The organism is Comamonas sp. w2-DMI, assembly GCF_040187735.1.
GTDB classification, from domain to species: Bacteria; Pseudomonadota; Gammaproteobacteria; order Burkholderiales; family Burkholderiaceae_C; genus Comamonas; species Comamonas terrae.
The window spans coordinates 88,253-112,127 of the sequence record NZ_JBANEL010000008.1 but is presented as its reverse complement, the minus strand read 5'-3'; the positions used below and the strand labels follow the sequence as shown (position 1 = coordinate 112,127).

Genomic DNA, 23,875 nt, shown 5'->3' with positions numbered 1-23,875 from the left:
GATATTGCATGGTAGGGTTGCCCGGTCACTTCAGAGCAACCCATCAGGAAATGGATATTCATGCAAAGCAGTCCCACCGAGGCATTTCTCTACACCAGCAGGCTCGCATCGGATGCGGGCATCGACTGCGTTGCAGACATCGTCAAAACCGCACGGGCTTTCAATTCGGAAAATCACATCACTGGCGTGCTGATATTTGACGGCGAGCGTTTCTGCCAATACATCGAGGGGCCGAAAGCCTCTCTGGACGCTCTGATCCAGCGCATCGCCGCCGATTCCCGGCATTGCGAGTTCAATCCCCAATACCGCCAAAACACCGGCAACCGACGCCTGTTCGCCAACTGGTCCATGGCCTATGCCATGGTGGAAGACGAAGAAATACTGCAGGAGCTCTCCGCCCTGGAAGGCGAGAACGCAATGGGCCGGCTGAACGAAATGCTGCCCCTGCTGGATATGGCCTGAACCACCCATCAGGCACTTGCACAGATAAAGCACAAACCCGCCGACGCGGGTTCTTGTCAGCGGCCTTGGGCTTCTCCGAGGGAGGTCACCTCTGGTAACCGGAGCCGTCGGGCTTCCATCCCCGGCCACTGTCGTCAAACCGTGGATCCTGATTGCCACGCTCGCCGTTGGTGGACCAGCCGCGGCCGCTGTCGTCGAAACGGGGATCCTTGGTGCCCCGGTCATTGTTCGTTGTCCGGCCACGGCCGCGCTCATCGAAGCGGCGATCCTGGCGATAGCGGTCCGCAAGGTCTCTGTCCCGGTACCGATATCCATCGCGGTAGCCATAAGCTTCCTGGTAGCCATAGCCGCGATCAGGTCCGTAGCCCACGCAACCGGACAAAAGCATTGCCACGGCTGAAAAGGCAAGCAGCGTTTTCATAACAGTCCTTTCCGTCTGAACATGGACAGTTTATGCAGAGGGCGCCTGCCGCAGCTTGTTCATTTGTTACCTTGCTCCGCGCCTGCCTTACCCCGGGCAAGCTCCGGCGCCAGGCAGGCAGCCGGCAGCACCATGAACGCGGTTCCGGACAACGCCGGGACAGGCAGAGTAGTCAGGTTGTCACAGCTTGGCGCTCTGTACTTCCGCACCGAAGAGGGAGTGACCTGTCCCAATACATGTAGCCACGCACATACGGACCCCTAGAGGCTCTCATTTTTGTATGTTTTGGTAACATCATGATTTACAATCGACGAATACAGGCCGATAGATCATGTGGAAGCATCTGCCCAGGCAGAGCCCCCTCTCCATCGCGGTGGCTTGTACCGTTTTACGCCGGGCTTGGGGCTCCCTCCACTATTTTTCATTCCCAGGCGTGCCTGTAGTGGCACCGGCTCTTTACAAAAGGCCCGCAGCATGCGCTCGCGGGCCTTTTTCCTGGAGTCGGCCCTGCATGCCTGTCCGTTCCCGGCAGAAGTACTGATGCATCATTTTTTTGTTTCATTTAGAAACAAACATGCCGATACTCAAGGAAACCGTTCACCCACCATGAAAGGCCCTGGACATGAGGTACTGCATCATCAAGGTCGCCGGAGCCTGCTATTCAGCCCTGTTCCCCAGCACCTGCGCCGCAGCCGCCGATGCGATGCGGCGCTATCCCCACGCCACCAGGATCAGTGTTCGCGTGCCGCAGGTGGCAGCGCATGCCTCCTGTCAGGTACCGGCCATGCGGCCGCATTTTCATGCGTCCTGTCAGCACCGGACCTCTTGAACTCAATGCGTGGAGCAGTCGCTCGCCGGGGCAGGACGCAAGCCCCGAAAGACGGATACCAAGCCTATTCCTGCTCGACCAGCAGGACACGCCTCAGATCGATCCCCAGGTCCTGCGCCTTTTCCAGCAAAGCCTTGAGCTTGTCCGCGGGGATCTGCTTGCTGCGCGACAGCAGCCAGAAATACTCCGGGCTGCTGCCGACGACCAGGGCGGTCTGGTAGCCGTCGTCCAGGCTCACCACGTTATAGCCGCCATAGAACGGCCCGAAGAATGACACCTTGAGCGCCGCAATGGAAGGATCGCCCAGAAAGCGCGCCCTGCCCTCGGACTCGCGCCATTCCTGCCTGGAGACATCGAAGCCGCGATTGACCACCTTGACCGTCCCGTCGTCGTTCAGCGTGTAGTGCGCCGATGTCCGTGTCAGCCCCTTCTCGAACCGGTGATCGATGCGGGCCAGCTCATACCATGTGCCCATATATCGCCTGGCATCAAAACCGGCGATAGGCTTGACGCCGACGGGCACGGAGACGGCACAGCCGGACACGGCGATTGCCGTGCCTGCCGTGATCGCTGCAAAAGTGGCGATCCGCAAAAAAGAGCTTCTTGGTAAACGCATTTTTCTGCTCGCAGTTGACAGTGGTAGACATGCCATTCAAGCACCTCCCGCCCGGCCAACCAAGCAACATGGCTTTTCATGAGGCAGCGGATCGCGGCAGCCTTTGTTCCTGGCATGCCGGCAGGCGCCGAATATTGCCAGCTATGCCAACTGCTCTGCAGAGCATCTGGGCGCCCCGGGGAATATCACGCTCAGGCTCTTGCAGGCCAGAACATCTCCCGCACCTGAGGCGAGCAGTACGGCAGCGCAAGCGCCACCCCATACAGGGCGCTACCCAGTGTGGCGGTCGAGTAGCCCAGGCCGGACATCGCCAGCGGCGGTGCAAAGCAGAGAAAGCCCCACGTTGCAGCACCCATCCACAAGGAAAACCGGGGGCCCCAGCTTCTGGTACGCAGCAGCCCGTACCAGGAGGCCATACCCAGCATGAAGAGAGCAATCAGGGCGAGGAGATAGACCCAGTCCATCACGCTCATCTCCGTGTCCCACCAGAGGCCGGCGACAAATGCCTCCAGCGGCTCGGGAATGAGGGCGAATGCCATCTCGGCGACCATCCCCACAATCGGCAATGCCACGGAACCGACCACGATTGCCTGATACGTCGACTTTTTCATATCCCTCCCAATGAATCGGGGCGGATGGTAGCAAAGCGCGCAAGCCGCGGAAAACGAAGACAGGCTGCACCCATGGGGCTTTGAGTGCGCGAAAATCCGGATATCCAGATATCGATCTGACGCAAGGAGTACCCCATGCCCGAATCTGGTTGGAAAATGCTTTTGTTGCTGTTCTGCGCAGCGGGCATTGCCTACCTGGCCTTCCAGCTCCTCAACGCATCCCACGAAGAAAGAGCCAACGGTGGCTATAACGGCGCATCGACCGTTGGCCCGCAGATCGTCTCCAGGGCTGCTTGGGCCGCAGCACCCCAGCAGGCGCAGGCTTAGGCTGCTGGATGCAGCCAGGCCCGCCCACCTTGACATTCATCAAGAAACAGCGGCAATTTGCAGCCAGGGCATTGCAGGCCGCGCGGCGCAGTAGGAATATTCGCTTACCGATATTCGGCGCAGCGGGCGATCACGCCCTCTGCATCACCCCAGGAGGCCAGCTATGTTCAAACATGTGCTTATTCCTACGGACGGCTCGAAACTCTCGCAGGCCGCACTTCGTTCAGGCATCCAGCTCGCCAAGGAACAAGGCGCCCAGGTGACCGCGCTGCATGTAATGCCTGACTATGCGGTCATGATCTACGGTGCGGACGCGCTGCTGACGTGCAACGCTGCCGAATTCGAGAAAAGCGCGCAGCTGGAAGCCGACAGGGTCCTGCAGTTCGCGGAAAACCTAGCCAGGGAACAGGGCGTGCCCTGCAGAACCGTGCGGGTGACCAATGTCTCGGTCCACCAAGCCATCGTCAAGGAGGCCCGGGACAGCCGGTGCGACCTGATCTGCATGGCATCCCACGGCCGCAAGGGCATCACCGGCATTTTGCTGGGCAGCGAAACCCAGCGCGTTCTGGTCAACAGCAACATTCCGGTCCTGGTGCACCGCCCCGCCTAGCTGCGCCCTGTGCCGCCATCCGCCTGATTGCCTGTCAGTGGAGTTCAGGAACGCACATGGCCAGAACCACAAGACGAAGCGAAGCCGGCGCCGCAGCCTTCTTCCTGGAACTTGCGTCACCCCTTGCGGAATCGGTGATCGCGCAGGCCCGGGAAATTGCCAGCGAGCCTTGCGCCGAAGGCTTTCATCAGCTGCGCGTGTCGATGCGCAGCCTGCAGTCGCTATGGTGGTTCTATCGCCCCATGATGGACGCAAGAGAATATGCCCGGCAGAGAAGCATCTTCCAATCCGTCGCGGGCGCCGCCGGCCGTGTTCGCGACCATGACATCCTGCTCGCATTGCTGAACCTGCGCATGAAAGACACAGCTCTGCCCGCTTCCCAGATATCGGCGGCTCGCCAAGCCGCCGTGGAAGACGTCAAGGACCAGCTGTCACCTTCCGCCCTGCAGCCGCTGCTGCAGGAAATCCTGCGGCAGGCCTCCACCTCTGTGGCTGCGGGACAGCAAAAAGAAACCCTTAAAGCCTTTGCAGAGATTCGCGTTGCCAAAGCCGAAAAGCTGCTGCGTAAAAGACTCCAACAGGCATTGGCAGCCAAGAAGCCGGACCTGGCGGCATTTCACGATGTCAGAAAGGCCGGCAAGAAGGCCCGCTGCCTGTTGGAGCTTCTGGCCCCGGCCTTGTCCGGCGATCAACGAAAAACGCTGCGTCGCCTCAGGCAGACCTTGAAGTCGCTCGGTGAATTGAATGATGTCGTGGCCAGCGAAAAACTCCTGCGCGAAAACCCGTTGCTGTGGCCCTCCAAGAACAGCAAGCCGGCAAAGATGGGGCATTGGCTCGAAAAAGAACGCAAGCGCCGCGCCAGCGCCTCGGCCCAGCTGCTACGCAAGAAATGGGCCAAGACCTTGCAATAGCGAGTGCATGCTTACATCGGCAGCACTGGCATCTGCCGATAACGGGCTGGCCGACACGCCAGGCATCGCCATAGGCGCTTGATCTGCTCGACCGTCCCGGCCCTGAACCCTTCGAGGTATCCCGCTCATTCATGGCGCCTCGTGTCGAGCCCATGGGGAGGCAAGGAAATCTCCACAAAGCTCGAGGTATGCAACCGATTCCGGGCCTATCACGATGTGTCCATTCGGCTGTCCCCCTCTTTTGACGGCAGTTCAAGTCGGTGAAGACTGACGCATGCCTTAGCGCCTGTTTTGCAGAATCCTTCCATGCTCGCTACACATGAGTCTGCCAACGGCACGCGCCAGGACTTGATCGTATTGACGGACAAGGGCCTGTACTGCGAGGCCGGCGACTTCTACATCGACGCGTGGAAGCCGGTTCACCGCACTTTTGTCACGCACGGACATTCGGACCACGCGCATGACGGCATGGGCGAGTACATCTGCAGCCCCACCACCGAGCCCATCTTGCGCTGGCGTCTGGGTGAGCAGAACATCAGGCCTCTGCCCTTCGGCACCCCCATCCGCATGGGCGAGGTTCAGGTATCCCTGCATCCGGCCGGGCACATCCTGGGCTCGGCCCAGGTACGGGTCGAACGCGCCGGCGAAGTCTGGGTCTTCACGGGCGACTTCAAGCGGGAGCCCGATCCGACCTGCGAGCCCTTCGAGCAGGTGCGCTGCGACAGCCTGATCTGCGAGGCGACCTTCGCCTATCCCGTGTACGCATGGCCTTCCACCATGCAGGAGGTGCAGCGGGTGCTGCACTGGATAGCCCATTGCCGCGAGCAAGGCAAGGCCGCCATCCTGTATGCGTACAGCCTGGGAAAATCGCAGCGCGTGCTCGCGGGCCTGGACGGACGGCTCGATGCGCCCGTGCTCCTGCATGGTGCGATAGCGCGCGGCGTCGAGGTCTACCGGCAGGCCGGCATCACGCTGGCGCCCACGGAGCTGGTGAGCGAGGTGCCGCCGGACACGGACTTCGCGGGCCGCCTCGTGCTCGCGCCTCCCTCGGCGCAGGATTCGGCATGGTGCCGGCGCTTTCGCAGCTTCGAGCAGGCCCTGGCCTCGGGCTGGATGCAGCTGCGCGGCAACCGCCGCCGGCGCAATGTGCAGCGCGGCTTCGTGATCTCGGACCACGCCGACTGGCAGGACCTGATCGACACCATCGACCAGAGCGGCGCGCGGCGCGTCATCGCCACGCACGGAAACACGGACGCCCTGATTCCCTACCTGCAGGAGCGCGGCATCCGCGCCGAGCGGCTCAGGACTGCCTATGGCGACGAGGAAGAGGCGGTGGAATGAACCGTTTCGTGCAGCTGTACCAGGCACTGGACGAGGCTGCGGGCACGCGCGACCGCGAGCTCGCCCTGCAGCACTATTTCTCCAGCGTTGACGCGGCCGAGGCCAGCTGGGCCGTGTATGTGCTGGGCGGCGGCAAGGTGAACACCGGAAAGAACCGCATCGCCAAGACGACCGAACTGCGCGAGTGGGCCAGCGAGCTCACCCAATGGCCGGCTTGGCTGGTGGACGACAGCTACCGCCAGGTGGGAGACCTGGCGGAGACGCTGGCCTTGCTGGTCGCCGCCTGGCAAAAGCGTGGCGCCGGCCGGGCCGGTGCCCCGGAGACTCAAGAGCCGCCCATCCCGCAGCCGGTGCTGCCCCCTGCAGGCCAGGCTCCGATGGAATTCGCCTTCCGGGTTCCCGACAACGACAGCCGCCTTGACGAATGGACACAGCTGTTCCTCCTGCCCCTGGTGCCGCTCGACGCCACCAGCCGCAAGCTGGCGATACAGGCCGCCTGGCAGCAGCTGGACACGCCATCCCGGTTCGTGTTCAACAAGCTGCTCACCGGTTCCTTGCGCGCAGGCGTCTCCAGGCGCACGCTGCAAAACAGTCTTGCGCCGCTGGCCGGCATCTCGCCGGCCGACATGGCCCATCGAATGGTGGGCGAATGGCAGCCCAGCGCGCAGGCCTTCGAGGCCCTGATGAACGCGGGCACCAATGCCCAGTTGCGCGACAAGCCCTATCCGTTCTACCTGGCTTCGCCGCTTGCGCAGGAGCCCGCGGAGCTGGGCGATCCGCGCGACTGGCTGGTGGAGTGGAAGTGGGACGGCATTCGCGTGCAGCTGGTCCACCGCAAGGGGCATGCACCCTACCTCTGGTCGCGGGGCGAGGAGCGGCTGGACGGGCGTTTTCCCGAACTGGAGGAAGCCGCCTCCCGGCTGCCTGCAGACCTGGTGCTCGATGGCGAGCTGCTGGCCTGGGACCACGAGCTGCAGCGGCCCCGCGGCTTTGTGGCCCTGCAAAGCCGCATTCAAAAGCGCAAGCCTTCGGCACGCCTGCTGCAGACCGTGCCGGCCCGCATTCTGTTCTACGATCTCCTGGAGCTCGATGGCCAGGACCTGCGCGAGAAACCGTTGCGCGAGCGCCGGGCGCAGCTGGCCCGGCTGCTCGAGCAGGCCCGCTCGCCCGCCCTCGGCCTGTCGCCCCGGGTGGACTTCGACAACTGGGAGGAGCTTCCCGCCCTGAGGGAGAAGGCCCCGCAGCTTCAGGCCGAGGGCCTGATGCTCAAGTCCCTGTCCTCGCCCTACCGCCAGGGGCGGCGGCGGGGCGACTGGTGGAAGTGGAAGGTCGACGCCTTCACGATCGACGCCGTGCTCATCTACGCGCAAAGCGGCAGCGGCCGCAGAAGCACGCTGCACACCGACTACACCTTCGCGGTCTGGAAGGAGGACACGCTGGTGCCCGTGGCCAAGGCCTATTCGGGCCTGACCGATGCCGAAATCCTGCGGCTGGACAAATGGATACGCAGCCACACGCTGGAGCGCTTCGGCCCCGTGCGCTCGGTCACGCCCGCGCTGGTCTTCGAGATCGCCTTCGAAGGCGTGAACCGCTCCACGCGCCACAAGTCGGGCGTGGCGGTGCGCTTTCCGCGCATCCTGCGCTGGCGCGAAGACAAGACGGCGCGCGACGCCGACCATTTGAGCGCCTTGCTGGAGCTTTGCGATGAATAGGCGCGAAAGCCGCCCTTCCGCGGCCCCACCTGGCCGTCCGAATCCGCCCAGCGCGCGGGCCCTGCAGCGCGCGGGCTGGCGATGGCGCGAATGGCTAGGCAGCCAGGGCATAGCGCCCGCAGTGTTCCAGCAACAGGCCTGGCGGGCGTATGCCGCGGGCAAGAGCGGCCTGATCTCGGCCCCCACGGGCCGGGGCAAGACCCTGGCCGCGCTGGGCGGGCCGCTGATCCAGGCCATGGCCGAGGAACAGACGCCCCGCACTGCGGCCGTGCAAGGCTTTCGCATGCTCTGGATCACCCCCCTGCGGGCCCTGGCCAGCGACACGCGGGAACGGATCACGCAGCCCGTCGCGGCCATGCTGCCGCATTGGCAGGTCGCCATGCGCACCGGCGATGCCGGCGCGCGCGACAAGCGCCTGAGCGACACAGGCAAGGCCCAGCTGCTGGTGATCACGCCCGAGTCCCTGGCCATCCTGCTCAGCCACGAGCGCAGCCATGCGCAGTTCATGGACTTGCGCTGCATCATCGTGGATGAATGGCACGAGCTGCTGCCCAGCAAGCGCGGCGTGCTGCTGCAGCTCAATCTGGCGCGCATCCAGGCGCTCGCGCCGCAAGCCCGGGTATGGGCGCTGTCGGCCACCATCGGCAATCTCCGGCAGGCCGGCGATGTGCTGCTCAGCGCCTGGAGCGGCGCCCGGCCCGAACTCATACAGGATGCGCGGCCCAAGCCCTTTCACCTGCACACCATTGCGCCGCCGCTGCACACGCGCCTGCCCTGGGCAGGGCACCTGGGCCTGGCCAATCTGGGCGAAGTCGCGAAGCTGGTCTTCGGCACGCGCAGCAGCATCGTGTTCACCAATACGCGCGCGCAGGCCGAGCTGTGGCACACCGCGCTGGCCAGCATCTGGGCCGAAGACGCCGCCACGCTGGCCATCCATCACGGGTCACTGGACCAGCAGGTGCGCCTGGACGTGGAACAGCGGCTGCGCGCGGGAACGCTGCGCTGCGTCGTGGCCACCAGCAGCCTGGATCTGGGGGTGGACTTTCCGGCCGTGGACAGGGTCATACAGGTCGGCGGCGCGCGCTCGGTCGCCCGCATGGTGCAGCGCGCGGGCCGGGCCAGGCACCGCCCGGGCACGGCCGTGCATGTGGATGCCGTCGCCACCCAGGCCCTGGAGCTGGCCGAGTTCGCAGCCGTGCGCGAACTCGCGCAGGCGCAGATCTACGAGAACCGCGAGCCGCTGTCGCTGTGCTTCGATGTGCTGAGCCAGCATGCGATGAGCATGGCTCTGGCGGGAGGCTTTGACGCGCGGCAGCTGTACGACGAAGTCCGCCGCACCGCCGCCTTCCGCGAATTGAGCCCGGCGCAGTGGAATTCCGTCCTTGCCTTTCTCGAGCACGGCAGCGACTCGCTGGTCCAGTACCCGCAGTACGAGCGCCTGCAATGCAGCCAGGGCTTTTGCACGCCGGCCAATGCCGCCGTCTCGCGCATGCACCGCATGGGCATAGGCACCATCACGGCACACGGCGCCGTCAGCGTCCAGTACCTGCGCGGCGCAAGGCTGGGCACGGTCGACGAGTCCTTCATTGCGCGCCTGAACCGGGGCGACGTGTTCAATTTCGCGGGCCGCAGCCTGCAGCTCATCCGCCTGGAAAACCAGACCGCATGGGTTAGAAGAAGCGCCGGGGCCGGCGCACACACGGCCACCTGGTCGGGCTCGCTGATGCCCATGTCCTCCCGGCTGGGAGCGCGCATGCAAAAGCTCATGTACGAGGCTGCGCGCTCCAGCGCGCAGGGCGAGGTCCCGCCCACGCGCGAGCTTCAGTGGCTCGTGCCCATCCTCAGCCTGCAGGCCCAGCGCTCCCTGGTTCCCGACGAGGGGCAGCTGCTCATCGAGCAGGTAGGGACGCAGCAGGACGGCAAGGCACGCCCCTTGTTCTTCTATCCTTTTGCGGGCCGGGTCGCGCATGAAGGCCTGGCCGTGCTGATCGCGACGCGCCTGGCCCAGCTGCACGCCAACACCTTCTCCTGGGCGTGCAACGAAATAGGCCTGATGATTCAGCCCGCCCTTCCCATATCGGCGCAGGATGTGGACTGGCGGGAGATCTTCAGGACCGGGGATCTGAACGACGACCTGCGGACCGCGGTGAACTTCGGCGAACTGGCGCGCAAGCGCTTCAAGGAGGTGGCACAGATTGCCGGACTGGTTCAAACGCGCGTGCCGGGCAAAAAAAAGCCGCGCCAGCAATCGGCAGCTCCAGGTCTCCGCCGGCCTGCTGTTCGACGTACTGAGCAAATATGACCCCGAGCACCTGCTGCTGCGCCAGGCCCGGCAGGAGGCCCTGGAGCAGGAGCTGCATCTGCCCACCATGGAACGGGTGCTCGCCCACATGGAGCGTTGCGAGATCATGCTGAAGCATCCCGCAAGGCACACGCCGTTTTCCTTCGGGCTTTCCGCGGAAAGCTTTCGCGGACACGTGAGCAACGAGACATGGAATGACCGCGTGCGCCGCATGTGCGAACAGCAGGAGCGGGACGCGGAAACCGGCGCGGCCGGACGCAGGGCCGCGAAAAGCCCCGGCAAGCACCTTGACAAGCACGCCAAGCCGGCGGCGCAAGGCAGGCAATGACCCACCACATGCCATTTCCGGACATCTATCCCGCCGATCCGCCCCTCGCACCGCCTGCGGCGCCGGTGGCCGCCGACATCGCAGGGATCCGGCTGCTCATCCTGGCCGAGCGCGCCCTGTTCTGGCCCGATGAAAGCCTGCTGGTCATCGCCGACCTGCACCTGGGCAAGAGCGACATCTTCCGGCGCCACGGCATTGCCGTGCCGCATGCGGTGCAGCGCCAGGACTTGCAGCGCCTGCACCGCGTTCTGCGGCAGTGGCGGCCCCGGGAGCTGGTCATTCTGGGAGACTTCGTGCATGGCCGCTTCCTGGGCGAGGAAACCATGGAACTCTGGCAGGCCTTGCGCCATGCCAACGCGACGACCCGCTTCATACTCACGCGCGGCAACCACGATGCCCACCTGAAATCCGAGGCGCTGCTTCTGGACGCCGTGCACGAACGCCTGCAGCGCCAGCAGGTGCTCCTGACGCACGAACCCGTCATAGAGCAGGCACCGGACTTCAGGCTCAATATCCACGGCCACATCCACCCTGCCTTGCGGGTCGCGCAGCTCGGCCGCAAGCTGCCCTGCCTGGCCTACGCGCCGCCGTATCTGAACCTGCCCGCATTTTCCGAGTTCACCGGCTCGGGTCCGTTTTACCGCGAGCCGCGCCACGCATGGCTGTTTCCGGACAGCGAGTCGCCGCCCATTGCCCTGTTCTGAAGAATTGTCCGCTCCGCTCTGTCCAGGAGCCTCTAGCCTCGGCAACAGTCCAACTACCGGATAGAGAAGCGCCCCGGCTTCGAGCAGCATGCAGATTGCCCACGCTTCAGCAGGCCATTTCTCCCATTCAGCAGACGTATGCGATGGCTCGGCGTGGTTCCCGGGCCGCTTGCCGGGAAAGCGCCTCAACCCTGCATGGCAGCCCCATGGGACGAAATCATGAGTACGAATTCTTCCATTCGCTGCCCGTGCGCAACGGAGCGCATTGCTCGAGGACACGCGGATATCCCCCATCTCCGCCCAGGCGCCAGAAAGCTCGGTGGATTGGTGCCACTGACCAGGGCCACCGCAGTCGCGGCCGGCACCAGCGGGCTGGGGGTCATTGTCGGATAAAAGCCTTTTTCAAGATCCTGCCGATGAGTACCGTCCCAAGCAACCTGCTACGCCAACCACCCGCAAGATGGGCGATATCGTGCTTCCATGCACTGCTGCAACCGCCTCCTGGAACGACCGCACAACGGCCAACGCCGCAGTGGCGACGAAGAACGCCAAGGAAAAGCGCATGGCATCACCAACGAATGGGAATCTGCACCTCATTCCGCGGGCTCAGGCCGAAGCCACAGCCAAAGGAGCACGCAGGCCATGATGCCCACTGCCAGCGCGGCCAGCCATAGCTTCTTGGCCAGGTAGAACACCAGCACTGCGCTGAGAGCCATGCTGGCCGTCGCAGTCCATTTCACGCGACGGCTTACCAAGCCTCCGGCATCCCAGTTGCGCAGCATGGGGCCGAACGTGGGGTGAGCATAAAGCCAGCCGTGGAGTTTCGGGGAACTGCGCACTGCTGCCCAGGCAGCCATCAGGATGAATACCGTCGTGGGCATGCCGGGAACCACGGCACCTATCAACCCCAGAACCAGGCAAACCACTGCAAAAACTGTCAAGAGACAGCGCACAGGCCAGGAGAGCGTGACGGCGCCCACGTCTTTTTTCTCGGGGGGTGTTTCGGACATTGAGCAAGAATCGACCATGCGTCGGAAATTGGGTGCACGCGGTGTACTGCGTAACAAGCCATTGTTGCGCAGTACCAGCGTCCAGACCATGACGATGCCATCGCCTCGCGGGAACGGCCCGGTCGTCCAGGTTATCCCACCCGGCCTTGGGGCCTATACCTAGGCAGCGCCCGCCTGGCGCGCACGCCACACCTCCGGTGCACAGCCAAAGCGCGCGCCGAACCAGCGTGTAAACGCGCTGTGGCTGCTGTAGCCGAGCATGGCCGCAATCTGGCCGATGCTGTAGTGCGGGTTGACTACATAGCGCCGGGCCAGATCGTGACGCACCTCTTCCAGCAGACCGGTGAAGCTCAGGCCCTCGCCATCGAGCTCGCGCTGCAGCGTGCGCATGCTGCGCCCCAATCCCTGGGCCACGCAAAGACAGGTGGCATTGCCCGAGGGCAGCATGAGATAAATGGCCTTGCGCACCTGCTGGCCCGTGGACGCCTGCTTTCCCTTGAGCGTCGTCTCCACCACGGTCTTGGCATAGCGGACCAGCACGGGGTCGGCAAGGGGATTGGGTTCGTCCAGGTCTTTGGCGCGGCAGACGATGCCGTTGAACTCGGCGTCGAACTCCACGCGGCAGCGAAACAGCCGCTTGTGCAGGCTGGGATCTGCGGGCGCCGCATGGCTGAAACAGACGCGCTGGGGCATCCAGCGGTCCTTGAGCAGGGCCTCGCACATGCGAAACAGCACGCCTATGGCCAGCTCGATGGATTGGCGCATGGGATCGGGCGACACGAAATCCTCGCGCAGGATCACGACGCTGCCGGCATCCTCCATGTGAATCAGCAGCGATTCATTGAGCAGGTGGACATGCGCTATCAGCGTGGTGATCACATGGCGCAGGGTCGGCTGGTGCAGCAGCAGCAGGCTGATCACGCCGAAATTGGACAGCTGGCGGGACTGCGCCATGCGCAGCCCGAAGGACTCGCAGCCCGTAGAGGCTGCTGCATCCTCCAGCAGGCGCGAGGCCATCGAGACATCGATCAGCTGATCCTGCTCCCGGAGCATGGCCGGGCGCAGGCCGGCCTGGCGCAGCGCCGTTTCGGGATCGCCGCCAAGCTCCCGCAAGACCTCGGGGAAATGCGTCAAAGCCGCCGCACGCACCAAAGTGACCATTGCTGCCCTCCTGCCTGGGCGGTCATTCTGGCATGAAATACAAAACGGCTGGCATGAAATGCAAAGCATGAAAGGCCCTGCTCTTTCTACAGTAGGCCCACCGGACGACCTGGAACACAACAGTCCGGACATACAACAGCGATAGGAGACAACTATGCGCATAGAGCCCCTTACCTGCGCCATCGGTGCAGAACTCATGGGCGTCAGCCTGGCCGACGCAGCCCGCGACGATGCCCTCTTTGCGGAGATCAAGGCCGCCCTGCTCCGGCACAAGGTCCTGTTCCTGCGCGACCAGGAGATCACGCGCGCCGAGCACGTGGCCTTTGCACGCCGCTTCGGCGAGCTCGAAGACCATCCGGTGGCCGGCAGCGACCCCGAACATCCCGGCCTGGTGCGCATCTACAAGAACCCCGATCAACCCAACGACCGCTACGAGAATTCCTGGCACTGCGATGGCACCTGGCGCGAGGCCCCGGCCATGGGCGCCGTGCTGCGCTGCGTGGAGTGCCCGCCCGTAGGCGGCGACACCATGTGGGCCAACATGGCCCTGGCCTATGAGCGGCTGCCCCGGACGATCAAGGACCTGATCGATCCGCTGCGCGCCCGCCACAGCATCGAATGCACCTTCGGCGCGGCCATGCCCACCGAAAAGCGCCTGGCCCTCAGGGCCCAGTTCCCGGACGCGGAGCACCCCGTGGTGCGTACTCACCCCGAGACCGGCGAGAAAGTGCTGTTCGTCAACGGTTTCACCACCCACTTCACCAACTTCCACACCCCGGCCAATGTGCGGGTGGGACAGGACTTCACGCGCGGCGCGGCTGACCTGCTGCAGTACCTGATCAGCCAGGCCGCCATTCCCGAATACCAGGTGCGCTGGCGCTGGAAGCCGGGCAGCGTGGCCATCTGGGACAACCGCGCCACGCAGCACTATGCGGTGATGGACTACCCGCCCTGCCACCGCAAGATGGAGCGCGCCGGAATCATCGGCACGCCTACGTTCTGAGCCCTTTCTGCACCTATTCACGGAGACAACCATGAACTTCCTCGACGGCCACCTGTTCCCAGAAAACCAGCAGCCCCTGATCATCACCGCCGCACCCTACGCGCCTTCGTGGCTGCCGTCCGATTTCCCCGGAGAAATCGCCGTGACCATGGAGGAGCAGATCCAGAAGGCCGTGGACTGCTACAACGCCGGCGCCCAGGTGCTGCACCTGCATGTGCGCGAGCTCGACGGCAAGGGCAGCAAGCGCCTCTCGAAGTTCAATGAACTGATCGCCGGCGTGCGCGAGCGCGTGCCCGAGATGATCATCCAGGTGGGCGGCTCGATCAGCTTCGCGCCCGAGACCGAAGGCGCCGCCGCCAAGTGGCTTTCCGACGACACGCGCCACATGCTGGCCGAACTCGATCCCAAGCCCGACCAGGTGACGGTGACCATCAACACCTCGCAGATGAACATCCTCGAGCAGTTCGATGCGCGTGACATCCAGGGCACCTCGATGGAAGACCCGGCCGTGTTCAACGCCTACAAGGAAATGACCGTGCCGGCCCAGCCAGGATGGGCCGAGGAGCATATCCGCCGCCTGTCGGCCGCCGGCATCCAGAGCGCCTTCCAGTGCTACAACATCAACAGCTTCGAGTCGGTCGAGCGGTTGATGCGCCGCGGCATCTACAAGGGCCCGCTGGTGCTCAACTGGGTGGCCATCGGCGGCGGCATGGACGCACCCAGCATCTACAGCCTGGCCAACTTCGTGCGCGCCGTGCCCGACGGCGCCGTGCTGACGGTGGAAAGCTCGGTACTCAACGTGCTGCCGGTCAACATCATGGGCATTGCCATGGGCCTGCACGTGCGCTGCGGCACCGAGGACAATCTCTGGAACCAGACGCGTACCCGCAAGATGGGCACGGTGGAGCAGATCGAGCAGCTGGTGCGCATTGCCAAGGAATGCAGCCGCCCCATCGCCACGCCCCGGCAGGCGCGCGAAATCTGCCAGATCGGCGTGTTCTACGATACCGTGGAAGAGACACTGGAAAAGAACGGCTTTGCGCCCAACCGCAACGGCGGCCAGCAAGGCTTTCTGCGCAAGGTTGCCTGAAACGGGAGCGCGCGATGAAACGCATTGCATCTCTCCTGCCCATCGCGCTGGCTGCGGCGCTGCAGGCCGGCAGCGCGCTGGCCTTCTCCGACAAGCCGGTCAAGCTCATCGTGCCCGCCCCGCCGGGCGGCACCATCGACGTCTTCGCGCGCATCATCAGCGACCAGCTCGCGCAGGAGATCAAGCAGCCTGTCATCGTCGAGAACCGGCCCGGCGCCGGCGGAGCCATCGCCGTCAAGTACATGCTGGCCCAGCCTGCCGACGGCAGCACCCTGCTGGTCACGGTCACCAATATCCTGACCGAGGTGCCGCATGTGCTCAAGGTGGGCTTCGACCCCATGAAGGACGTCAAGCCCGTGGCCCAGATGGCGCGCTCGGTGATGCTGTTCGTCGCCTCGCCGCAATTCCCGGCCAGGGATGCCAGGGAGGCCATCGCCTACGTGAAGGCCAACCCGGGCAAGATCTCCTTCGCCTCCTACAGCCAGGGAACGGCCTCGCAATATGCGGGCGCCATCCTCAACAGGAAGGCCCAGCTCGACATGGAGCATGTGGCGTTTCCGGGCTCGGCGCCCGCACTGGCCCAGGTCATGGGCAACCAGATACCGCTGATGTTCGACGGATCAGTCACCTCCAAGCCGCTGATACCCAGCGGCAAGATCAAGCTGCTGGGCGTGGCCTACAAGAGCCGCCTGCCCGACTACCCCAACGTACCGACCATGGCCGAGCTGGGCTACCCGGAAATCGACTTCAGCAACTGGGCCGGCGTCTTCGCCTCCGCCAGCACACCGCGCCCGCTGATGGAGAAGATGTACACCGTGCTGGCCAGGGTCAACGCCCTGCCGGCCGTGCGCGAACGCTATGCGGGCACAGGCTTTGAAATGATCCAGGAAAAGCGCACGCAGGAACAGCTGGCAGCCGATCTGCGCGCCGAGTTCGAGCGCAACGCCGAGATCGTCAAGACCTTCGGCATCAAGCTCAACTGACATGCAGGCGACTGTTCTCATCGTCCCGGGCCTGCGCGACCATGTGGAGACCCACTGGCAGACGCTGCTGGCGGCGCAGCTGCCGCGCGTGCATACCGTGCCGCCCATGGGCCGCAGCGGCGCAGGGCTGGACCGCGCGGCGCGCGTGCAGGCCATCGAGCAGGCAGCCCGGGCCATCTCCGGCCCCCTCGTGATCGTGGCGCACAGCGGTGGCTGCCCCATGGTGGCGCACTGGGCCGCGCAGACCAGCCGTCCCGTCAAGGGCGCGCTGCTGGCCACGCCGCCCGAACTGGACCGCCCCATGCCCGAGGGCTATCCGCCGCTGCAGGCGCTGAAGGACGGCGGCTGGCTGCCCGTGCCCCTGCAGGCCCTGCCCTTTCCCAGCATCGTCGCGGCCAGCCGCAACGATCCGCTGGCGCGCTTTGCCCAGGTGGAGCAGATGGCGAGCGCCTGGGGAAGCCGCCTGGTGGACCTGGGCGAAGTGGGCCACCTCAACCCCGCATCGGGCTACGGCGAATGGCCGCGCGCGCATGAATTCATTGCCGAACTCTCGGCCTGAGAACACGACATCAAGGAGACAGACACCATGGTCAAAGCCATACGCTTTTACGAAACCGGCGGCCCCGAAGTCCTGAAGTACGAGGACGTCGCCGTGGGCGAGCCCGGACCGGGCCAGGCGCGCGTGCGTCACAGCTATATCGCGCTCAACTTCATCGATATCTATTTCCGCACCGGCCGCTATCCGCTGGCCCTGCCGGAAGGCGCTGGCTCCGGCCTGGGCTCGGACGCCGTCGGCGTGGTCGAGGCCGTGGGTCCCGGCGTGGACTACCTCCAGCCCGGCGACCGCGTGGGCTACCTGATCGGCCCCCAGGGCGCGTACTCGCAGGCCCGCGTGATGCCGGCCGAAGTGCTGATCCCCCTGCCCGACGGCATCAGCGACCGCACCGCAGCCACCCTGATGATGAAGGGCATGACGGCGCAGTACCTGTTCCGCCAGGTCTATCCGCTCAAGGGCGGCGAAACCATCCTCTACCACGCGGCAGCCGGCGGCGTGGGCCTGATCGCCTGCCAGTGGGCGCGCGCCCTGGGCGTCACCATGATAGGCACCGTGAGCACCGACGAGAAGGCCGAGATCGCCAAGGCCAACGGCTGCGCCCACACCATCGTGACCTCGCGCGAGAACATCGTCGAGCGCGTCAAGGAAATCACCGACGGAAAGGGCGTGCCCGTGGTCTACGACTCGGTGGGCAAGGACACGCTGATGGACTCGCTCGACTGCCTGCAGCCGCGCGGCCACTTCGTGAGCAACGGCACCTCCTCGGGCTCGGTGGTGGTGGATTCTCAGCTGCTCGCGCAAAAGGGTTCGATCTGGATGACGCGGCCCGCCATGGTGCACTACATCCACCCGCGCGCCCACATGCTGGACATGGCCAGGGAACTGTTCGACCACGTGCTGGCCGGCGACATCGTCAGCGAGCCCCAGCAGACCTTTGCCCTGGCAGACGCAGCCGAGGCGCACCGCGCGCTCGAATCGCGCAAGACCACCGGCTCCACCGTGCTCGTGCCCTGATCCGGAGGCTTGCGATGAATGGCTTGATGATGGATAGGCCGCTGCTGATCTCCGGCCTGCTCACCCATGCGCAGCAGCAGCATGCGGAGCGCGAGATCGTGTCGCGCCGCGTCGAAGGCGATGTGCACCGCTACACCTATGGCGACATGGGCCGGCGCGCGCGCCGGCTGGCCAATGCGCTGGCGGCGCGCGGCATCGCCCGGGGCGAGCGCGTGGCCACGCTGGCCTGGAACGGCTACCGCCACATGGAGCTGTACTACGCCGTCTCGGGTTCGGGCGCCGTGCTGCACACCATCAACCCGCGCCTGCATGCGGACCAGGTGGCCTGGATCGCCGACCATGCCGAGGACCGGATCCTGTTCTTCGACCTCACCTTCCTGCCGCTGGTCGAGGCCATCGCCTCGCGCGCCTCCACCATCCGGGCCTTCGTCGCCATGACGGACCGGGAGCACATGCCGGTCTCCACCGCCCTTCCCGGCCTGCTGTGCTACGAGGACCTGCTGGCCGCGCAGACCGACCGCTTCGACTGGCCCGACCTGGACGAGCGCAGCGCCTCCTCGCTGTGCTATACCTCGGGCACCACGGGCAACCCCAAGGGCGTGCTCTACAGCCACCGCTCCACGCTGCTGCATGCCTATGCCGCGGCCCTGCCCGATGCGCTCAACTACTCCAGCCACGACACCGTGCTGCCCGTGGTGCCCATGTTCCATGTGAATGCCTGGGGCATTCCGTACATCGCGGCCATGGTCGGCGCCAAGCTGGTGTTTCCCGGCCCCTGGCTCGACGGCAAATCGCTCTACGAGCTGTTCGAGGCCGAAGGCGTCACGGTCTCCGCCGGCGTGCCCACTGTCTGGCAGGGGCTGCTGGCCCATGTGCAGGGCCACGGCCTGCGCTTTGGCAGCATGCGCCGCACTATCATCGGCGGCTCGGCCTGCCCGCCGGCCATGATCGAGGCCTTCCAGCAGCAGCACGATGTGCAGGTCATCCACGCCTGGGGCATGACCGAGACCAGCCCGCTGGGCAGCGTAAGCCGGCTCACGCCGCGCCAGGCGGCACTGGAGGCCTCGCAGCGCCAGGCCCTGCAGGCCAAGCAGGGGCGCGCCGTGTTCGGCGTGGAAATGAAGATCGTCGATGCCGCGGGCCAGCGTCTGCCGCAGGACGGCCGCACGCCGGGCGAACTCATGGTGCGCGGTCCCTGGATCGCGAGCGGCTACTTCCGCGGCGAAGGCGCGAGCCCGCTGGTGGACGGCTGGTTCCCGACCGGCGACGTGGCGACCATCGACGCCGACGGCTTCATGCACATCACCGACCGCAGCAAGGACGTGATCAAGTCCGGCGGCGAATGGATCAGCTCCATCGACATCGAGAACATCGCCATGGCCCACCCTGCCGTGGCCATGGCGGCCTGCATCGGCGTGCGCCACCCGAAATGGGACGAGCGGCCGCTGCTCGTGGTCGTGAAAAGGCCCGGCCACGAACTGTCGCGCGACGAACTGCTGGCCTTCTTCGCCGGCCGGGTAGCCAAGTGGTGGACCCCGGACGACGTGTTGTTCGTCGACCAGATTCCGCTCGGCGGCACCGGCAAGATGCAGAAGAACCTGCTGCGCGAAGCCTACCGCGACCATTTGCTGACACCCGCGTAAACGCTGCCGCCAGAGCAGCGCCGCACAAACACCGGAGACAAGCGCCATGGCAATGGATTTGCAAATGGCCGACCCCGGCCGCCCCAACCCCGACGGCTACCTGTTCGGGCGGGGCCCGGCCTGGTTCGCGCTGATCATGACCGTGGCGCTGATGATGGTCGACTACATCGACCGCCAGGTCATCGTCTCGCTGTTCCCCCACCTCAAGCAGGCCTGGGGGCTGTCGGATAAGCAGCTGGGCTCGCTGGTGTCGGCGGTCTCGATCACCGTGGCCGTGGGCGCCATGCCCATTGCGCTGTGGGCGGACCGGCACAGCCGCGTCAAAAGCATTTTCCTCATGGCCATGCTGTGGAGCCTGGCCTGCATCTCCTGCATGTTCACGCGCAGCTACGGCCAGTTGCTGGCAGCGCGCGCCGTCGTCGGGGCGGGCGAGGCCGGCTATGGCTCGGTGGGCTCGGCGCTGATCGCCAGCCACTTTCCGGCCCGCATGCGCGGCACGCTGATGGCGGTCTTCTTCTCCGTGGGCTCGCTGGGCTCGGTGCTGGGCGTGATGCTGGGCGGTGTCATCGCCAGCCACTGGGGCTGGCAGGCCGCCTTCGGCGTGGTCGGCGTGCCCGGGCTGGCCTTGTCCCTGCTCTACATCTTCGTACGCGACTACCGCACCGTGCAGCTCACCCCGCGGCTGGACCGGGCGACGCAGACCCCCGCCAGCATGGCCCGCGCCATCGCGGCGGCGCTGGCGCGCTCGCCCACCATGCTCTGGGTGAGCCTGGGCGGCTCGGCCCAGGTCATCGTGCTGTCCACAGTCTGGGCCTGGCTGCCCAGCTACCTGAACCGCGCCCAGGGCCTGGCGCCGGCACAGGCTGCGGTCAACGCCGCGCTGGTCGTGCTGTGCGGCGCGGCTGGCGCCGTGCTCACGGGCGCACTGGTGGACCGAGCCGGCCGCCGGCGCCAGCGCGGCAAGCTCCTTGTCCTGGCCCTGCTGTGCCTGCTGTCCATGGCCGTGCTGATACCGGCGTTCGCCGCACCCGGCAGGGCGTTGTCGCACCACCAGCAGCTGGCCTGGATCGCTGCAGGGGGCCTGCTCATGACCTGCTCCACCGGCCCCGTCGTGGCCATCGTGATCGACGTCATTCACCCTGGCATACGCGCCACCGGCAGCGCGGTACTGGCCTTCTTCCTCAATCTGTTCGGCCTGGCAGCCGGCCCCTTCATTGCCGGCATGCTGTCGGACGCATGGACCCTGCCCCGGGCCATGGCAGCCATGCCCGCGTTCTCGGTACTGGCCGCGCTGTGCTTTCTGGTCGCCGCGCGCAGCTATGAAGCCGACGTACAGCGCACCCGCGACCAGGTCCGGGCCGAGGAAGCCGCCGGCGCCTGCAATACATCCCTCCGGAAGCAGACCCCATGAACCATGCCATTGCCCGCAGCCGCGCGCTGTTTCCCGGCGTGATCGCCTGCGCCGTGGTCGCTGCCGCCGCGTCCTTTCTGTCGCAGCACTACGGCGCACCCGTGATGCTGTTCGCGCTGATGCTGGGCATGGCGATGAACTTCCTGTCCGGCCAGGGGCCATGCAAGCCCGGCATAGAGTTCACCGCGCGCCAGCTGCTGCGCTGGGGCGTGGCGCTGCTGGGCCTGCGCATCACGGGCGCGCAGGTGGTGTCGCTGGGCTGGCAGCCGGTGCTGGTGGTCGCCGTGTCGCTGGTGCTGACCATCGGGCTGTCGATGATCGTGGCCAGGCTGATGGGCTTCAACATCCTGTTCGGCCTGCTCAGCGGCGGCGCCACGGCCATCTGCGGCGCCTCGGCGGCCCTGGCGCTGTCGGCGGCGCTGCCGCCGCACCCGCTCAAGGAGCGGGCCACGCTGTTCACCGTGGTGGGCGTTTCGGCCCTGTCCACCTTTACCATGATTCTCTACCCCATGCTGGCACGCTCCCTGGGGCTGGACACGCAGACGGCCGGCATTTTCCTGGGCGCCACCATCCATGACGTGGCCCAGGTGGTGGGCGCGGGCTACGGCATGTCCCAGCAAGTCGGCGACACGGCCACGCTGGTCAAGCTGATGCGCGTGGCCACGCTGCTGCCGGTCATCCTATTCGCCGTGGCCTTCACGCGCGCCACGGGCCGTGCCGGCGACGGTCCCCGCCCCCCGCTGCTGCCCTGGTTCACCGTCGGCTTCGCGGCGCTGGTGGCGCTCAACAGCACGGGCTGGCTGCCCAAGGCCCTGGCCCAGGCGGGCAGCGGCCTCTCCGGCTGGTTGCTGGTGGCGGCCATGGCCGCCATCGGCATGAAGACCCAGCTGCGCGAGCTGGCCACCGTGGGGCTCAGGCCCGTGGTGCTGATGGTAGGCGAGACGGTCTTTCTGGCCGGGCTGGCCCTGGCGTTGCTGCGCTGGCCGCATTGATGAAGGAATGCAAGGAGGCCGCACCATGGGTATGCCACCGAGCAGCAGCCGTCTGATCCGAAGCGCCAGCCTTGGCGGCTATGCCGACCTGATGCGCTCGCTGGGCCATGATCCGTCCACCCTGCTGCGCGCGGCCGGGCTGTCGGCACGCCTGCTGGACAACCCGGAAACCCGCATCCCCATCCACAGCGTGCGCGTGCTGCTGGAAACCGCGGCCCGCACCACGGGCGTGGAGGACTTTGCGCTGCGGCTGGCGGCGCGGCGCAGCTTTTCCGACCTGGGCCCCATCAGCCTGGTGCTCAAGGACGAGCCCACGCCGCGCCAGGCGCTGGACAGCCTGTGCCGCTACCTGAAGCTGCTCAGCGCCGGCATGATCGTGCGCATAGAGGACGCCGGCGCCAATGTGCTCATCCGCCAGGAGCTGATGCCGATTGCGGGCCTGGCGACCCGCCAGTCCATGGAGCTGACGGTCGCCATGATGTTCCGCATCCTGCGCGAGCTGATAGGCCCGCAGTGGAGGCCGCTGCAGGTGAGCTTCATGCACCGGGCGCCGGCGGACCTGGCCGCGCACCGCGCCTTTTTTGGCCTTTCGCCCCTGTTCGACCAGGCCTGGAACGGCATGGTCTGCTCGCTGGCCGATCTGCAGCTGCTGCGCACGCAGGGCGACCCCGGCGTGGCGCGCTTTGCGCGCGACTACCTCGAGACCGCACTGGACCGCCGCACCGAAGGCATGCAGGCCGCCTGCACGGAGCTGATCGTGGCCTTGCTGCCCGGTGGCCGCTGCACGGCCCAGCAGGTGGCGCGGCACCTGGGCGTGGACCGGCGCACGCTGCACCGGCACCTGAGCGCCGAAGGGCAGAGCTTTTCGGAGCTGCTCAACCGCATCCGTACCGAGCTGGCGCTGCGCCATCTGCAGGAAAGCAATCTGCCCCTGGGCGAAGTGGCCAGCCTGCTGGGCTTTTCCATACCCAGCAGCTTTTGCCACTGGTTCCGGGCCAGCTTCGGCGCCAGCGTCTCAGACTGGCGCAGACAGCGGGCCGGACAGGAAGGGCAATCGCATCTAAATTTTCAGTAAAAACAAGGCAGTGTCTGGGCGTACTTCCGTGTGTGCCGCCGGCGGCAGAGACCGGGACTCGCCCCGGCCTCTGTCTCTAAAACCGGCAAAAAGGGCTGATTTAGATGCGATTGCCTTGGCCGGACAGGGCGATCCCCCGGCCGATCACCCGGCGCATGGCGCTCCATAGCACGTCGGCCGGCTGGGCGCCGGACAGCGCATAGGCGCGGTTGAACACGAAGAAGGGTACGCCCTGCGCGGCAGCTTCCATTGCCGGTTCTTCCTGGGCAAAAGGGCCGGCCGGATCGACACCCTGTTCGGCCGCGATGGCCGCCAGCACATCCGCATCGCCCAGGTTTTCGCCGCGCGTGAAATAGCCCTCGAACAGCCGCGCGAGCAAGGCGTCGAAGGCATCGGCCGCCAGTTGCGCCCGACCGGCGGCCAGCAGGCGATGCGCATCGGCGGTGTTCGGGAAGACGGTGATGCGCGTATAGTCGATGGGCGCGCCCGCGCGGCGGGCGGCGTCCTGCACCTGCGCCCGGCGCGCCAGCACCGCCTCGCGGCTGCCCAGGCGCTGCTCGTAGAAGGCATCGAAGGGCAATCCCTGCGGCGGCACCTGCGCAATCAGCTGCACGGAATGCCAGGTGGTCTGCACCTGCAGGCCGGGGTCGGTCCGGCGCAGGCACTGCACGGCCTGGTCCAGGTGGTGCTTGCCTATCCAGCACCAGGGGCAGACCAGGTCGAACCACACTTCGACCGAAAGCGTTGCTGCCTGCGTCATGGC

25 protein-coding genes are annotated in these 23,875 nt (G+C 65.9%); 19 read left to right on the top strand and 6 right to left on the bottom strand.

Annotated features, from left to right (window positions below):
* Positions 1-60 precede the first annotated feature (60 nt).
* On the top strand, positions 61-462 hold the full coding sequence (locus tag V8Z74_RS10695) for a BLUF domain-containing protein (protein ID WP_066483071.1): 402 nt from the start codon (positions 61-63) through the stop codon (positions 460-462).
* 85 nt (positions 463-547) lie between these two features.
* Here V8Z74_RS10695 and V8Z74_RS10690 read toward each other — a convergent pair whose 3' ends face one another.
* Positions 548-883 carry a hypothetical protein gene (locus V8Z74_RS10690; protein ID WP_349709244.1) on the bottom strand — a complete coding sequence of 112 codons (336 nt, stop codon included), beginning with the start codon at positions 881-883 and terminating at the stop codon, positions 548-550.
* A gap of 893 nt (positions 884-1,776) precedes the next feature.
* Positions 1,777-2,328 (bottom strand): lipocalin family protein, encoded by a 552-nt coding sequence (locus V8Z74_RS10685; protein ID WP_349709312.1) that lies wholly within the window; start codon positions 2,326-2,328, stop codon positions 1,777-1,779.
* Here V8Z74_RS10685 and V8Z74_RS10680 point away from each other — a divergent pair.
* Entirely contained in the window at positions 2,267-2,410 is a 144-nt protein-coding gene (locus V8Z74_RS10680; protein ID WP_349709317.1) for a hypothetical protein, read from the top strand. The two genes, V8Z74_RS10685 and V8Z74_RS10680, sit on opposite strands and share 62 nt — an antisense overlap.
* A gap of 109 nt (positions 2,411-2,519) precedes the next feature.
* Here the strand turns inward: V8Z74_RS10680 and V8Z74_RS10675 are convergent, their stop codons facing one another.
* The gene (locus V8Z74_RS10675; protein WP_349709242.1) at positions 2,520-2,939 is read right to left on the bottom strand and encodes a hypothetical protein; all 420 of its coding nucleotides are present in this window, start codon (positions 2,937-2,939) and stop codon (positions 2,520-2,522) included.
* A gap of 135 nt (positions 2,940-3,074) precedes the next feature.
* Here V8Z74_RS10675 and V8Z74_RS10670 point away from each other — a divergent pair, with 135 nt between their 5' ends.
* From V8Z74_RS10670 to pdeM, 8 genes are all read left to right on the top strand, one after another.
* On the top strand, positions 3,075-3,266 hold the full coding sequence (locus tag V8Z74_RS10670) for a hypothetical protein (protein WP_157082193.1): 192 nt from the start codon (positions 3,075-3,077) through the stop codon (positions 3,264-3,266).
* Positions 3,267-3,429: 163 nt separating this feature from the next.
* Positions 3,430-3,876 (top strand): universal stress protein, encoded by a 447-nt coding sequence (locus tag V8Z74_RS10665; protein ID WP_066483087.1) that lies wholly within the window; start codon positions 3,430-3,432, stop codon positions 3,874-3,876.
* A gap of 56 nt (positions 3,877-3,932) precedes the next feature.
* A complete protein-coding gene (locus V8Z74_RS10660) occupies positions 3,933-4,787 on the top strand; it encodes a CHAD domain-containing protein (protein WP_349709240.1) in 855 nt (284 codons plus the stop codon).
* Positions 4,788-5,093: 306 nt separating this feature from the next.
* The gene (locus tag V8Z74_RS10655; RefSeq protein WP_066483255.1) at positions 5,094-6,128 is read left to right on the top strand and encodes a ligase-associated DNA damage response exonuclease; all 1,035 of its coding nucleotides are present in this window, start codon (positions 5,094-5,096) and stop codon (positions 6,126-6,128) included.
* Complete coding sequence (locus tag V8Z74_RS10650; protein WP_349709239.1) at positions 6,125-7,840, top strand: ATP-dependent DNA ligase; 1,716 nt, start codon at positions 6,125-6,127, stop codon at positions 7,838-7,840. Before V8Z74_RS10655 ends, V8Z74_RS10650 begins: the two co-directional genes overlap by 4 nt.
* Positions 7,833-10,142 carry a DEAD/DEAH box helicase gene (locus tag V8Z74_RS10645; RefSeq protein WP_349709238.1) on the top strand — a complete coding sequence of 770 codons (2,310 nt, stop codon included), beginning with the start codon at positions 7,833-7,835 and terminating at the stop codon, positions 10,140-10,142. Before V8Z74_RS10650 ends, V8Z74_RS10645 begins: the two co-directional genes overlap by 8 nt.
* The gene (locus V8Z74_RS10640; protein ID WP_349709237.1) at positions 10,036-10,470 is read left to right on the top strand and encodes a hypothetical protein; all 435 of its coding nucleotides are present in this window, start codon (positions 10,036-10,038) and stop codon (positions 10,468-10,470) included. Before V8Z74_RS10645 ends, V8Z74_RS10640 begins: the two co-directional genes overlap by 107 nt.
* 8 nt (positions 10,471-10,478) lie before the next feature.
* Positions 10,479-11,174 (top strand): ligase-associated DNA damage response endonuclease PdeM, encoded by a 696-nt coding sequence (pdeM, locus tag V8Z74_RS10635; protein WP_349709235.1) that lies wholly within the window; start codon positions 10,479-10,481, stop codon positions 11,172-11,174.
* A gap of 593 nt (positions 11,175-11,767) precedes the next feature.
* On the opposite strand, the gene V8Z74_RS10630 is transcribed toward pdeM, so the two are convergent.
* Complete coding sequence (locus V8Z74_RS10630) at positions 11,768-12,184, bottom strand: YbaN family protein (protein ID WP_157082199.1); 417 nt, start codon at positions 12,182-12,184, stop codon at positions 11,768-11,770.
* Between the two features lie 159 nt (positions 12,185-12,343).
* Entirely contained in the window at positions 12,344-13,345 is a 1,002-nt protein-coding gene (locus tag V8Z74_RS10625; protein WP_349709233.1) for an AraC family transcriptional regulator, read from the bottom strand.
* Positions 13,346-13,499: 154 nt separating this feature from the next.
* Between V8Z74_RS10625 and V8Z74_RS10620 the strand changes: the two genes are divergently transcribed.
* Genes V8Z74_RS10620 through V8Z74_RS10580 form a run of 9 tightly spaced genes read left to right on the top strand, consistent with a single transcriptional unit; the run spans position 13,500 to position 23,112 of the window.
* A complete protein-coding gene (locus V8Z74_RS10620) occupies positions 13,500-14,348 on the top strand; it encodes a TauD/TfdA dioxygenase family protein (protein ID WP_066483110.1) in 849 nt (282 codons plus the stop codon).
* 31 nt (positions 14,349-14,379) lie between these two features.
* The gene (locus V8Z74_RS10615) at positions 14,380-15,438 is read left to right on the top strand and encodes a beta-keto acid cleavage family enzyme (protein ID WP_349709232.1); all 1,059 of its coding nucleotides are present in this window, start codon (positions 14,380-14,382) and stop codon (positions 15,436-15,438) included.
* Between the two features lie 14 nt (positions 15,439-15,452).
* The gene (locus V8Z74_RS10610; RefSeq protein WP_349709230.1) at positions 15,453-16,421 is read left to right on the top strand and encodes a Bug family tripartite tricarboxylate transporter substrate binding protein; all 969 of its coding nucleotides are present in this window, start codon (positions 15,453-15,455) and stop codon (positions 16,419-16,421) included.
* 1 nt (position 16,422) lies between these two features.
* Positions 16,423-16,980 (top strand): RBBP9/YdeN family alpha/beta hydrolase, encoded by a 558-nt coding sequence (locus tag V8Z74_RS10605; RefSeq protein WP_349709228.1) that lies wholly within the window; start codon positions 16,423-16,425, stop codon positions 16,978-16,980.
* A gap of 27 nt (positions 16,981-17,007) precedes the next feature.
* Positions 17,008-17,991: a quinone oxidoreductase family protein gene (locus V8Z74_RS10600; protein WP_349709226.1), complete on the top strand. Its 984-nt coding sequence runs from the start codon at positions 17,008-17,010 to the stop codon at positions 17,989-17,991.
* Between the two features lie 14 nt (positions 17,992-18,005).
* Complete coding sequence (locus V8Z74_RS10595) at positions 18,006-19,634, top strand: 3-(methylthio)propionyl-CoA ligase (protein ID WP_349709223.1); 1,629 nt, start codon at positions 18,006-18,008, stop codon at positions 19,632-19,634.
* A 46-nt stretch (positions 19,635-19,680) separates the two neighbouring features.
* Positions 19,681-21,045 (top strand): MFS transporter, encoded by a 1,365-nt coding sequence (locus V8Z74_RS10590; RefSeq protein ID WP_349709221.1) that lies wholly within the window; start codon positions 19,681-19,683, stop codon positions 21,043-21,045.
* On the top strand, positions 21,042-22,037 hold the full coding sequence (locus V8Z74_RS10585; protein ID WP_349709219.1) for a YeiH family protein: 996 nt from the start codon (positions 21,042-21,044) through the stop codon (positions 22,035-22,037). Before V8Z74_RS10590 ends, V8Z74_RS10585 begins: the two co-directional genes overlap by 4 nt.
* Positions 22,038-22,062: 25 nt before the next feature.
* Positions 22,063-23,112, top strand: coding sequence for an AraC family transcriptional regulator (locus V8Z74_RS10580; RefSeq protein WP_083526768.1), 1,050 nt, complete (start codon positions 22,063-22,065; stop codon positions 23,110-23,112).
* 100 nt (positions 23,113-23,212) lie between these two features.
* Here V8Z74_RS10580 and V8Z74_RS10575 read toward each other — a convergent pair whose 3' ends face one another.
* Entirely contained in the window at positions 23,213-23,872 is a 660-nt protein-coding gene (locus V8Z74_RS10575; RefSeq protein WP_349709216.1) for a DsbA family oxidoreductase, read from the bottom strand.
* Between the last annotated feature and the right edge of the window lie 3 nt (positions 23,873-23,875).

Coding starts and splice junctions, on each gene's coding strand:
- V8Z74_RS10695 (WP_066483071.1), top strand. CDS start 61: ATGCAAAGCAGTCCCACCGAGGCATTTCTCTACACCAGCAGGCTCGCA.
- V8Z74_RS10690 (WP_349709244.1), bottom strand. CDS start 883: ATGAAAACGCTGCTTGCCTTTTCAGCCGTGGCAATGCTTTTGTCCGGT.
- V8Z74_RS10685 (WP_349709312.1), bottom strand. CDS start 2,328: ATGCGTTTACCAAGAAGCTCTTTTTTGCGGATCGCCACTTTTGCAGCG.
- V8Z74_RS10675 (WP_349709242.1), bottom strand. CDS start 2,939: ATGAAAAAGTCGACGTATCAGGCAATCGTGGTCGGTTCCGTGGCATTG.
- V8Z74_RS10670 (WP_157082193.1), top strand. CDS start 3,075: ATGCCCGAATCTGGTTGGAAAATGCTTTTGTTGCTGTTCTGCGCAGCG.
- V8Z74_RS10665 (WP_066483087.1), top strand. CDS start 3,430: ATGTTCAAACATGTGCTTATTCCTACGGACGGCTCGAAACTCTCGCAG.
- V8Z74_RS10660 (WP_349709240.1), top strand. CDS start 3,933: ATGGCCAGAACCACAAGACGAAGCGAAGCCGGCGCCGCAGCCTTCTTC.
- V8Z74_RS10655 (WP_066483255.1), top strand. CDS start 5,094: ATGCTCGCTACACATGAGTCTGCCAACGGCACGCGCCAGGACTTGATC.
- V8Z74_RS10650 (WP_349709239.1), top strand. CDS start 6,125: ATGAACCGTTTCGTGCAGCTGTACCAGGCACTGGACGAGGCTGCGGGC.
- V8Z74_RS10645 (WP_349709238.1), top strand. CDS start 7,833: ATGAATAGGCGCGAAAGCCGCCCTTCCGCGGCCCCACCTGGCCGTCCG.
- pdeM (WP_349709235.1), top strand. CDS start 10,479: ATGCCATTTCCGGACATCTATCCCGCCGATCCGCCCCTCGCACCGCCT.
- V8Z74_RS10630 (WP_157082199.1), bottom strand. CDS start 12,184: ATGTCCGAAACACCCCCCGAGAAAAAAGACGTGGGCGCCGTCACGCTC.
- V8Z74_RS10625 (WP_349709233.1), bottom strand. CDS start 13,345: ATGGTCACTTTGGTGCGTGCGGCGGCTTTGACGCATTTCCCCGAGGTC.
- V8Z74_RS10620 (WP_066483110.1), top strand. CDS start 13,500: ATGCGCATAGAGCCCCTTACCTGCGCCATCGGTGCAGAACTCATGGGC.
- V8Z74_RS10615 (WP_349709232.1), top strand. CDS start 14,380: ATGAACTTCCTCGACGGCCACCTGTTCCCAGAAAACCAGCAGCCCCTG.
- V8Z74_RS10610 (WP_349709230.1), top strand. CDS start 15,453: ATGAAACGCATTGCATCTCTCCTGCCCATCGCGCTGGCTGCGGCGCTG.
- V8Z74_RS10605 (WP_349709228.1), top strand. CDS start 16,423: ATGCAGGCGACTGTTCTCATCGTCCCGGGCCTGCGCGACCATGTGGAG.
- V8Z74_RS10600 (WP_349709226.1), top strand. CDS start 17,008: ATGGTCAAAGCCATACGCTTTTACGAAACCGGCGGCCCCGAAGTCCTG.
- V8Z74_RS10595 (WP_349709223.1), top strand. CDS start 18,006: ATGAATGGCTTGATGATGGATAGGCCGCTGCTGATCTCCGGCCTGCTC.
- V8Z74_RS10590 (WP_349709221.1), top strand. CDS start 19,681: ATGGCAATGGATTTGCAAATGGCCGACCCCGGCCGCCCCAACCCCGAC.
- V8Z74_RS10585 (WP_349709219.1), top strand. CDS start 21,042: ATGAACCATGCCATTGCCCGCAGCCGCGCGCTGTTTCCCGGCGTGATC.
- V8Z74_RS10580 (WP_083526768.1), top strand. CDS start 22,063: ATGGGTATGCCACCGAGCAGCAGCCGTCTGATCCGAAGCGCCAGCCTT.
- V8Z74_RS10575 (WP_349709216.1), bottom strand. CDS start 23,872: ATGACGCAGGCAGCAACGCTTTCGGTCGAAGTGTGGTTCGACCTGGTC.